This is a genomic window from Aliidiomarina maris (assembly GCF_003987335.1).
Classification (GTDB): domain Bacteria; phylum Pseudomonadota; class Gammaproteobacteria; order Enterobacterales; family Alteromonadaceae; genus Aliidiomarina; species Aliidiomarina maris.
In genome coordinates this window covers 36,662-47,739 of record NZ_PIPK01000008.1, presented here as the reverse complement: position 1 = coordinate 47,739, position 11,078 = coordinate 36,662, and the positions used below count along the sequence as shown (strand labels likewise).

Below are 11,078 nucleotides of genomic sequence, written 5' to 3'. Positions count from 1 at the left end.
GGGCAACTGCTTAGGCAACAGCACGATCAATACCGCGTAGCTTATCAATAATATCAATTAAATCGGCAGGACCAGGGGCATCATCCTCTAACCCATCGGCGGCTGTATGCTGTGTTTGCGTCGGCAAAACTTCAGTTTGCTGCGCAGCAAGCCTCTGCTGTACATAATGCGCACAGTTAGCAACCACGTCTGCGCCAAGGTGATGCTTGTCGTTGACAATGTGCAAACCAGCTGGGTGCATAGCGTGTTGTAAACGCCAAAGCACACGGCTGGTAGTGAAGTCATGGCTAGGTTGCTGGGTGAACTCATGCGGCTGAACCGCGAGCGGAACGGCTGGGCCATACGCAAAAGGTGGGCGCCAAGGGGTCTCAGACGCCGGGTTTAGAGGCGCAAAAGCACTGAATTCAAGAACATTATCGCTTAAAGAAGCCAGCAAGTAACTAAAATCTGCGCGTCGCCCCTGCTGCACCGCCTGATTCAGACGCTGACCAAGGCTATGCTCGGCACTGAGTAATGGCGTGGCTGCTGATTGGGCTGATTGCTGAATTTGGCTCATTGCGCCAAGTTCCCCTTGCGATAATGCGTCGCTTCACCCACTATGGGGCGTGCAAAAGTGAAATTCAAAACTCGTTGATCTATAAGCGCTATCGGCGTTAAGCGCGCAAACTTAAACGCATGAAAGAATTAATTAAACCAAAGCCGCCGCCCTCCGATATAATAATTATGTCGCTGAACTTGTTTGTATTGACCCAGAGACCCAACACGAATGACCGAATCTGTAACGTTAGCCGATAAGAAGATCTTAATCGTTGACGATCAAAAGCCGTTCCAAATCATGCTGAAAGGTTTGCTGACGCAATTGGGCGCGCGCGATGTGACCGCGGTTGCATCCGGTGAGGCTGGTATTGCCGCTCACCACCGCCATGGCTATGACATTTTGTTGGTAGATTACAATCTTGGCCAAGGCAAAAATGGACGCCAGGTGTTGGAAGAAATGCGCGTACGCGACCTGTTGCGTCCAAACGGTTTATTTTTCATTATTACAGGTGAAAGCACTCGCCCCATGGTGCTCAGTGCTATCGAACTACAGCCCGATGATTACCTGATGAAGCCGTTTTCGATTGGGGTGCTGCGCACTCGCTTAAAACGCAGCTTTCGAAAGCGCGCTACCTTAGCCCGTGTATACCAAACCTTATACGACAAAGAATACCCTGAATGTATTCAAGCCTGCTTGCAGCATATTCAAGACGAGGGTCGTTATCGCAATTACTGCCGCCAGTTACTGGCCGAGCTTTACCTTAAACTAGGCAAACTCGATAAGGCAGAGCAAGTCGTTATTGCGTTGCTGGATGAGCAACGTTTTAGCTGGGGGGTTTTGGCGTTAGCAAAAATCAAATATGCGCAAAAAGCTTACCCTGCAGCGATTGATTTATGTCATGAAGTTATCCGCTCGACCCCGAATGCCGTCGAAGCTTACGATGTATTAGCTCGTGCGCTACAAGGCGATGAGCAGCCGGTAAAAGCATTGGAAGCGGGCCGCAAGGCAGTGACCTTAGCGCCGTTTTCCATCGCCCGGCAGCTGTATATGAGTGAGCTTGCTCGTGACGGCGAGCAGTTCGAGCTCGCCAAGCAAGCGATGTTTAATGTCTTGGACATTAGCCGCAAGTCGGTATATCGCAACCCCAAGCACTTATGTAACTATATCCGAAGTATTTTGGATGCAGCAGAACATAGTGACTCGCGTTTAGAAATTAATAAATACCAACAAGAAGCGTCGTTGGCCTTACAGCGTGCAAAAAACGATGAGAGTCTGTTACATAGCAACTTAAAATATCATCAGCTTGAAAATGCAGTAATGGCGCGCATTGAGGCGTATAACGGGCGTTTTCGCCAAGCTCAGGAACATCTTAACCAAGTCGCTAGTGAGTTTTTACAACATGGTAAGGACATTCAGCGCGATATCGCACCAGATATTGCAGTGGCACTGCTAGATATCGGTGAATTTGAACGTGCCCATGCGCTGTTTAAGCGTCAGGTCGACCAGCGCCGTTTAGACACTTACAACCGCAAGCTTTTAGAATCGCGGGTCGCACGCAAAGAAACCACACATCAAAGTTATTTAAAGTTTAATAAGGCAGGCATTGCTTACTACACCGACAATGATTTTGGTGCCGCTATCGCGCAATTTGAAAAAGCACTTGAACTCGCACCGATGAACTCAGGCGTTGCCCTGAACTATATTCAAGCGGCGCTGAAGGTGCTTGGGCATAGTGACAGCCCACTTAACTATTTGGTAGACGGCTGCAAGCGCTGTATTCGGGTACTTGAGGGCATCCAACTACCCAGCAACCACCAAACCCGATTTAACAGTTTACAAACGGAATTCGATCAAGTGCTGGCTAATCAATAACCAGCACCTGATCGTTAGAGCCGTTTACGCATTAGCCCAGCGTTACTGGGTTAACGCGCCACTCTGATAGTCAGCAAACGCTTGACGCAGTTCGTCTTCGGTATTCATCACAAAGGGACCGTACTGCGCAACCGGCTCGCCGATGGGCTGCGCAGCAAGGACTAGCATCCCGGCCTCGGCACTGCCTTTGATCAGCAGGTCACCGTCCGCCCGTAACTCGCCCAACTCGCCGGCACGCAGGGTCACCCCGTCAATTCGCACTTCGCCACGATACACATATACCAAGCGCGTTGCCTGACCTTGATGTGGTACTTCTAACTCTGCAGCGCTGCTAAAGCGTGCGTCCAAGTACAAAAAGTTGCGCTCAGCGGGCACCACATACAGCGTGACCGGCCCTTGCTGATTATCAAATTCACCACTGAGGACACGGACCGTCACACCGTCTTTCACCACTTCAGGCACTTGGTCGCCCATAATATCGGCATATTCAGGGTCCGACATTTTTTCGCTTGCAGGCAAGTTAACCCACAGCTGAAACCCCCACATCATGCCGTCTTCTTGTTTTGGCATCTCAGAGTGAATCATACCGCGTGCCGCACGCATCCACTGCAGGCCGCCTGGGCCGATTTCCCCAGTATTGCCTTGCGAATCTTCATGGGCCATGCGCCCTTCTAACATATAAGTCAGGGTACAAAACCCACGATGCGGATGGGGTGGAAACCCAGCAATATAATCATTCGGGTTATCCGACTTAAACTCATCTAACATTAAAAACGGGTCTTGATGGCGATAGCTTGGCTGATTGATAACGCGGCTGAGTTTTACCCCAGCACCATCTTGTGCTGGCATCCCAGTGACACGCTTTTGCACCATTGTAGATTTCATTGCTTGTTCCTTGCGAGTCCACTCGCATTATCAGAAAGAATAAAGGTTAACTGCTTGGTTTATCCGCCAAACTTGCTGCGGTCATGTGGCGCAGTCAAATCTAAATCAGGGCCTACCGGTACCACACCCGTGGGGTTAATGGTGTCGTGGCTGCCATAATAATGTTGTTTGATATGGTCCATATTCACGGTACTGGCTACGCCTGAGACTTGATACAGTTCACGCATGTAGCTGTATAAATTTGGATAATCAGCAATTCGCTTAAGGTTGGTTTTGAAGTGACCGACATACACTGGGTCAAATCGCACCAGCGTGGTGAATAAACGCCAATCCGCTTCCGTCATGCGACCGCCCACCAGGTAACGCTGGCCAGCTAAGCGCTGCTCTAATTTATCGAGTGCAGCAAACAACGCATGAAAGGCTTCTTCGTAGGCTTGCTGGGTGGTTGCAAAGCCACATTTATACACGCCGTTATTAATGTTGTCGTAGACAAAATCATTAATTTCATCAATATCTGCGCGCAATTCTTCTGGATAATAATCGTCGTGATTACCCGTAATGTCGTTAAATGCAGAATTTAGCATACGAATAATTTCAGCGGATTCATTGCTCACTATGGTGTTGCGTTGTTTATCCCATAACACAGGTACGGTAACGCGACCGCTATAATCCGGGTCGGTCTGGGTATAAATCTGATGCAAGAATTTATGATCGAAAAGTGGGTCTTTCAGCTCGCCCTGACCAAACTCCCAGCCGTTTTCCAGCATCAGTGGCTGCACAGCAGAATAGCTGATATGTGACTCTAGCCCTTTGAGCTGACGAAAGATTAAAGTTCGATGCGCCCAAGGACATGCGTAAGATACATACAAGTGATAGCGCCCTGACTCTGCTTTAAAGCCGCCTTCACCACTTTCTCCGGCGCTGCCATCAGGCGTGATCCAGTTGCGGTACTGCGCTTCGGTACGCACAAAGCGTCCGCCTGTTTTCGAGGTGTCATACCAAGTATCGTGCCATTGACCATCGACTAATAAGCCCATGTTGCTACTCCTGTCACTCAATTAAATCTTTGCAGTTAATAAGCGCTCGCTCGCATCGGGTGTCACACCACACGTACGCGAGAACTCAAGCATGTATTTACATGACGCTTAGTATAGACACGATATATTGGAAAGATAATAGCTATTATTGACGGCTTTCGCTCTATTAAATAGAAAGGTTAGGAAATTCTACAACGCGCGTTGCTGGTGAGTGGCTAACACTGCATCAGCCGCGGTGTCTGCCGCGTTCAATGCAATAGCCTGATGAAGTTGCTCGAATTGGGCCAACAAAGCCTGTTGTGGTTGGCTGATAAAATGACTCATGTGAGTCGCCAAGGCTTCGGGCGTGACTGCCTCTTGTAAAAGTTCAGGTACTAGCGGCTGATTAGCAATCAAGTTTGGTAATGAGAAATAATCCACTTTAACCAAGCGCTTAAGAATTGCGTAATTGAGTGCGCTAAAGCGATACGACACGACCATAGGACGTTTCAGTAGCATGGCTTCTAAGGCCACGGTGCCTGAGGCCAGCATCAATGCATCACTCGCCAACATCACCTGGCGCGATTGCTGATCGATGATGTGTAGTTGCAAACTGGCAGGTAAACTAGCCGTTGCGATGGCCGCTTCGATTTGCCCACGACGTTCTGGATTGACCGCTGGGATCAAAAAGCCATACTCAGGATGCTGATCATGGAGTATGCGCGCAGCTTGCAAAAATGGCTCAATTAACAAACCTACTTCACTACGCCGACTACCAGGTAACACGCCGAAATAACGTTGTTGTGGGTCAATATTGAGTGCTTCGCACGCCAATTCACGCGAACTCTGCAGTGGAATCTCGTCGGCTAAGGTGTGCCCCACAAAGGTTGCCGGAACATCAAAGCGATCATAAAACTGCTTTTCAAACGGCAGTAAACACAGCACCCGATGCGTGGCTTTGGCTATTTTAAACACGCGCTTTTGGCGCCACGCCCACACCGAAGGGCTAACATAGTGCACGCAGGTAATGCCTGCTTGTTTAAGCTTCAGTTCGATTGGAATATTAAAATCGGGCGCATCAATGCCCACGAAAATATCAGGGCGTTGATTTAGCATACAGGTAACAACTTCGCGGCGTGCAGCTAGTAAATCAGGCAATTGCTTGAGCACATCGACGATTCCCATCACCGCGAGGCGTTCAAAGGAAAACAATGACTGCAAGCCTTCTGCCGCCATTAACGGACCGCCGACGCCGATAAATTCGACCTCGGGATGCCGTTGTTTGATGGCACGCATTAAACTAGCCCCCAGAATATCACCGGAGGCTTCACCTGCTACTAAGCCAATGCAGCGAACAGGATTGCTTTGATGGTTTAAGTCTTGCGGCATGTCAATTACGTCAATGGCTTAGCGGATGATACCGCGCTGAGACTTGGCGATGAAATCAAGCATGATCGCAAGCTCTGGTGCATCCATTGCAGTCATTTTAGCCACCGCTTCCTGAAGGGTTAAACCTTGACGGTAAAGCAGCTTGTAAGCGCGCTTAATATTCTGAATTTGCTCAGCACTAAAGCCTCTGCGACGCAAACCTTCCAAGTTAATCGTGCGCGGCACTGCGTTGTGGCCTTGTGCCATCACATACGGCGGAATATCCTGCACCACCACCGAACTGACAGCGGTAAAAGCGTGTGAGCCAATTTTGCAAAATTGGTGCACACCGGTAAAACCACCAAGGATAACCTGATCGCCGACATGCACATGTCCGGCTAATGTTGTCGCATTGGCTAAAATGTTACGGTCGCCAATCATGCAATCGTGGGCAACATGTACATAGGCCATCAATAAGTTGTGACTGCCAATTTGGGTCAGGCTGTTGTCCTGCACCGTGCCACGATGCACGGTAGTGCACTCACGAAACACATTGTGATCGCCAATCACCAAGCGAGTCGGCTCACCCGCATACTTTTTGTCTTGGCACTCTTCACCAATCGACGAGAATTGGAAGATACGATTGCCTTCACCCATGGTCGTTGGACCACGAATGACGACATGCGGACCAATCTCACAGTTATCACCAATTTCGACGTCGGCACCGATATACGTCCAAGGGCCAACGCGAACGTTTGCCCCCAGCTTTGCGCCTGGTTCAATAATTGCGCTGGCGTGTATCACCCTTTCATATTCCTTCTTGCACACATAAGATCAGCCGTAGCTGCTAGTTCGCCATCCACTTTCGCCACGCCCGAAAACTTCCAAATACCACGACGTTCTTTGACAAAAGTGACATGGAAATCAACGCGATCCCCAGGAATGACCTGGCGCTTGAAACGTGCGTTGTCGATGCCCGCGAACAAATACATTTCGTCTTTGTCCGCCGCATTTTCCATCATTTTAAAACCTAGCAGACCGGTCGCTTGCGCCATAGCTTCAAGTAACAGTACGCCTGGAAAGATAGGTTCACCTGGAAAATGCCCCATGAACACGGGTTCGTTCATGGTGATATTTTTATAGGCATGCAGCGACTCACCTTTGGTATAGCTCACCACGCGGTCAATCAATGCAAAAGGGTATCGATGGGGTAAAACGGCTTGAATCTCTTGGATATTGAATCCATTGTTCAGCTCTTGCGTCACCTGTTCAGTCACACGAAGCTCCTCAACGTTAAACGTTGTTATTATTTAAGTTTAGTCTCGAGGGCTTTCACCCGCTTGAACAAATCAGGTAACTGCTTGTAACGCACGCCAACACGTGCCCATTCGCCTTGCGGTACCACTGGGTTTCCGGACGCGTACACACCCGCTTGTTCAATTGACTTGGTGACCATTGCTTGGCCATGCAGTTGCACATGGTCGGCAATTTCAATATGACCGGCTAAGCCTGCTTGCCCGCCAATCAAACAACCACGACCGATTCGAGTGCTACCGGCAATACCAACCTGCCCTGCAATCGCAGTGCCTTCGCCCACAAACACATTGTGGCCAATTTGTACTTGGTTATCGATAATACAGTGGTTTTCAATCACCGTATCGTCTAATGCACCGCGGTCGATGGTGGTGCCAACGCCAATATCAACGTAATCGCCAATGGTCACTGCCCCGAGTTGCGGTATCTTAACCCATTTTCCGTTTTCACTGGCCCAACCAAAGCCATCACCACCAATCACAGCACCGGCGTGAAAGGTACAGTGTTGGCCGATACGGACGCCGTGGTAAATCGTTACATTCGACCACAGTCGCGTATAGGCACCGATATGTGCATTGCTGCCCACTGTGCAATGGTTGCCAATTTGAACTTGATCGCCAATCACTGCGCCAGCTTCAATAACGCTGTATGCGCCGACTGACACATCGGAACCTAGTGCAACACCTTCTGCTATCACTGCAGTGGGATGAATGCCCTTGGCCTGCGCTGGCGTGTTATCAAGCAACTGCGCAACGCGTGCATACGCCAAATACGGTTGTGGCGTAATCAATGCGTTGGTCGCTTCGCCGTGGTCATCTTCGGCACGCATAATCACGCAACCAGCTGATGACTCGGCAACTTGCGAACGATATTTTTCATTCGCCAAAAAAGAAATGTGCTCAGCTTTCGCTGAGCGCAAGGTGGCAAGCCCGGTGACCTGATAACCTTGGTCACCGCGCACGCTAGCGCCAGTTGCCTGGGCTAATTCCTGAAGTGTCATTACAGTCATGAGTATTAGTTGCTGCTCATTGCTTCCAAAACACGGCTTGAAATATCAAAGCCATCACGTGCGTACGCAATTCCGCTCGCTTCCAATACCACGTCATAACCTTCAGCTTCAGCGATGTCAGCAATCACTTCTTGCATACGGCGCAATACGCGGTCACGTTCTTCGTTTTGACGACGGCGCATTTCTTCATTCAATTGCTGACCTGATTGTTGCGCTTCTTGTACACGTTGCTGAAATTCCATCATCGCCTGAGTGTACTCTTCTTCGCTCATAATCTCTTCGTCGCGCTGAATACGATCACGTAATTGGCCGATTTCAGTTTCGCGACGCTGCATGCGCTCAATGCGGTCATTGAACTCACGCTGCAAGTTCTGCGAAATTTCTTCACGCTCAGGTAACTGTTGGAATACTGCGCCAACATCAACAACCGCCATTTTTGCTTCTGCTGCTGCAGTCGCACTGACGCCTAAAGACATTGCCGATAACACGCTGGCAAGAAAAATCGATTTAATTAAGCTTTTCAATGTTACATCCTCATTGCATTCAAAGTTTGGTGTTGCTACTTACTGCTTTTTTAAACAGCTTAGAAAGTAGTTCCTAAGTTAAAGTTAAAGCGCTCTTCCACGTCTGGGTCTAACGACTTAATCGGGAAGCCTAAGCTAAATGTCAGTGCACCCATCGGTGATAACCACTGTACCGACACCCCGTAAGAGGCTTGGTAGTTGCTGGGGTCACTGTAGTCCCATAGTTCTTGCTGGCCAACATTGCGTAAGTTGCGATAAGAATCAAAGTTAAATTCAGTATCCCACACGGTACCCACATCAACAAACAAGCTGGTGCGCACTGCACGCGCTGCATCTTCGCCCGCAAATGGCGTAGGCACGATAAGCTCTAAACTCGCATTTGCGATAGCGTTACCACCCACACCGCGGAATTGTGCCACCTGATAGGTATCAAATTCTGGCCCTAACGCAATTCGTGTCGGGTTGCCGTTGGCGTCTGGCGGACCTTGCACGAACGTAGGCTGTCGAATAATACCACGTGGGCCCACTCGGTTAGTTTCAAAGCCACGCAATGAATCTTGACCACCGCCGTAGAAATTCTCCCAGAACGGTAAGGTATTGTCGACCCCATTGGTGGAACCATAGCCGTTGCCGTAGCCTAAGTTTAAGCGGGTTAGGAATACGAATCTATGGTCATTATCAATTGGGTGATAATAACGGAAGCGATAATTCAATTTAAAGTATTGCAAATCTGAGTTCGGTGTCGTGACTTTTAAGTTAACCGAGTTCTGGGTACCTGCCGTTGGGAATACACCACGATTCAGGGTTACACGCTGCCAACCTAAATTTAAATCATAGGTGCGGAAGTTCACCGAGCTTTCCGGGTTTTCTGCGTCAGCATAACGCGCCAGGAAATTAGTAATTTGGTCAATTTGCTGGAACTGACTAATCCCAGTGTTGGTATAACCTGCGCCAAAGCTAATGCGCTGGAACTCATTAATTGGGAAGCTCAGGTTACTTGCAATACCATAACTACGCTGGTTGTACTGCGACAAGTTGGCGCGACTACCGTCAAAGTCACGGTAGAAAATATTACCACCTAAAGCAATACCATCGTCGGTAAAGTAGTTGTTGCTATAACTTAGCTGCGCGTCACGTTGGAAACGGTTGGTGTTGAGGTTAATCGCCGCACTGTTACCGGTGCCAAAGAAGTTTTCCTGTGAAATACCGGCATTCAAACTTAAACCGGAGAAACCACCATAACCGATACCGGCTTGAATTGAGCCCGATGGCTGTTCTTCCACGCGATACACTAAATCGACTTGGTCGTCTTCGCCTGGTACCCGCACAGTTTCAACGTCCACGGTGGCAAAGTAACCTAAGCGCTCTAAACGCGCACGGCTGGTTTCAACTTGTTGCTGGTTTAACCACGCGCCTTCTAACTGACGCATCTCACGGCGAAGTACTTCGTCTTTGGTCGCGCTATTGCCTTCAAAATTGATACGACGCACATAGGCACGATTGCCAAGTTCGACAATGAAGTTCAAGTCCACGGTTAAATCGTCGTCGTTGATATCAGGTACCGTGCGTACTTCTGGGTAGGCATAACCAAAGCGGCCCAAGTAACCCTTAACTGCCTCTTCGATACCCGTCATGTAAGACGCATTGTAACGACGCCCTTCAGCGCTTTGCGCCACCGATTCAATAAAACTATCGTGGCCGCGTAAGTCGCCGATGACGTTGACCTCTTTCACTTCGTACTGGTCGCCCTCATCCAGATTCAAAGTAATATAGATGCCGTCTTTTTCAGGCGTCATGGATACCTGTACCGAGTCGATACGAAAACGTGCATAACCACGATTACGATAAAACGACTCTAATGACTCGATATCGCCACCCAACTGCTGTTGTTGGTACTGGCGACGGCCAAAGAAATTCCACCATGGCAAGGTGTCGCGCAGTTCGAATTCACGCAATAATTCTTCACGGCTAAAGCTATGGTTACCAATGAAGTTAATTTGTTTTACTTCAGCTGCAGCGCCCTCAACAAAGTTAAACCGCAGTTCAACCCGGTTACGCGGTAAGTTAATCACCGTAACCGATACGTTGGCGTTGTATTTACCCACGCTCTGGTAGAACTCTTCAAGGCCGCTTTCAATCTCACTAATCATGGTGCGATCGAGCTGCTCACCCACAGCAATGCCTGAGTTACGCAAACTATCCGATAGCTGGTCATCATCGAGGTCACTATTGCCCTCGAAGCTTACGCTGCTGATAGTAGGACGTTCGGTCACACGAATAATTAAAGTACCGTCATCGCGCAGGATTTCAATATCATCGAAATGCGCCGAGGCATAGAGTTCACGAATGGTTTGGGCGACGAGTGCTGAATCTATTTCATCACCAATCTGAATAGGAATGTAAGTCAGCGCGGCGCCAAGAGCCACCCGCTGCAAGCCTTGTACCTGAATATCCTCAACCACAAATGGTTCTGCAGCTTGCGCCTGTGCACCAGCACCGAGGAATACCGCTCCAAATAACAACTTTTTCAACGCCATGTATTGATACTTATT

General features: G+C 49.1%; 10 protein-coding genes. 1 reads left to right on the top strand and 9 read right to left on the bottom strand.

What is annotated here, in order from left to right; genetic code table 11:
• Positions 1-10: 10 nt before the first annotated feature.
• Positions 11-556, bottom strand: a complete 546-nt coding sequence (locus CWE07_RS09435) for a VC2046/SO_2500 family protein (RefSeq protein WP_111569681.1) — start codon at positions 554-556, stop codon at positions 11-13.
• A gap of 210 nt (positions 557-766) precedes the next feature.
• On the opposite strand from CWE07_RS09435, the gene CWE07_RS09430 reads away from it, so the two are divergent.
• Entirely contained in the window at positions 767-2,410 is a 1,644-nt protein-coding gene (locus CWE07_RS09430) for a tetratricopeptide repeat-containing response regulator (RefSeq protein ID WP_111569682.1), read from the top strand.
• Positions 2,411-2,452: 42 nt separating this feature from the next.
• Here CWE07_RS09430 and CWE07_RS09425 read toward each other — a convergent pair whose 3' ends face one another.
• The 8 genes from CWE07_RS09425 to bamA all read right to left on the bottom strand — a co-directional run bounded on the left by CWE07_RS09425 (position 2,453) and on the right by bamA (position 11,063).
• Positions 2,453-3,295 (bottom strand): pirin family protein, encoded by an 843-nt coding sequence (locus tag CWE07_RS09425; RefSeq protein ID WP_111569683.1) that lies wholly within the window; start codon positions 3,293-3,295, stop codon positions 2,453-2,455.
• Between the two features lie 59 nt (positions 3,296-3,354).
• On the bottom strand, positions 3,355-4,332 hold the full coding sequence (locus tag CWE07_RS09420) for a glutathione S-transferase family protein (protein WP_111569684.1): 978 nt from the start codon (positions 4,330-4,332) through the stop codon (positions 3,355-3,357).
• Between the two features lie 189 nt (positions 4,333-4,521).
• Complete coding sequence (lpxB, locus tag CWE07_RS09415) at positions 4,522-5,700, bottom strand: lipid-A-disaccharide synthase (protein WP_111569685.1); 1,179 nt, start codon at positions 5,698-5,700, stop codon at positions 4,522-4,524.
• Positions 5,701-5,718: 18 nt separating this feature from the next.
• On the bottom strand, positions 5,719-6,483 hold the full coding sequence (gene lpxA / locus CWE07_RS09410) for an acyl-ACP--UDP-N-acetylglucosamine O-acyltransferase (protein WP_111569686.1): 765 nt from the start codon (positions 6,481-6,483) through the stop codon (positions 5,719-5,721).
• Positions 6,480-6,944 carry a 3-hydroxyacyl-ACP dehydratase FabZ gene (gene fabZ / locus CWE07_RS09405; RefSeq protein ID WP_111569732.1) on the bottom strand — a complete coding sequence of 155 codons (465 nt, stop codon included), beginning with the start codon at positions 6,942-6,944 and terminating at the stop codon, positions 6,480-6,482. The genes lpxA and fabZ overlap by 4 nt, the downstream gene beginning before the upstream one ends.
• Positions 6,945-6,985: 41 nt before the next feature.
• On the bottom strand, positions 6,986-8,002 hold the full coding sequence (gene lpxD / locus CWE07_RS09400) for a UDP-3-O-(3-hydroxymyristoyl)glucosamine N-acyltransferase (protein WP_111569687.1): 1,017 nt from the start codon (positions 8,000-8,002) through the stop codon (positions 6,986-6,988).
• A gap of 5 nt (positions 8,003-8,007) precedes the next feature.
• Positions 8,008-8,526: an OmpH/Skp family outer membrane protein gene (locus CWE07_RS09395; RefSeq protein ID WP_111569688.1), complete on the bottom strand. Its 519-nt coding sequence runs from the start codon at positions 8,524-8,526 to the stop codon at positions 8,008-8,010.
• A 59-nt stretch (positions 8,527-8,585) separates the two neighbouring features.
• The gene (gene bamA, locus CWE07_RS09390; protein ID WP_111569689.1) at positions 8,586-11,063 is read right to left on the bottom strand and encodes an outer membrane protein assembly factor BamA; all 2,478 of its coding nucleotides are present in this window, start codon (positions 11,061-11,063) and stop codon (positions 8,586-8,588) included.
• Positions 11,064-11,078 lie beyond the last annotated feature (15 nt).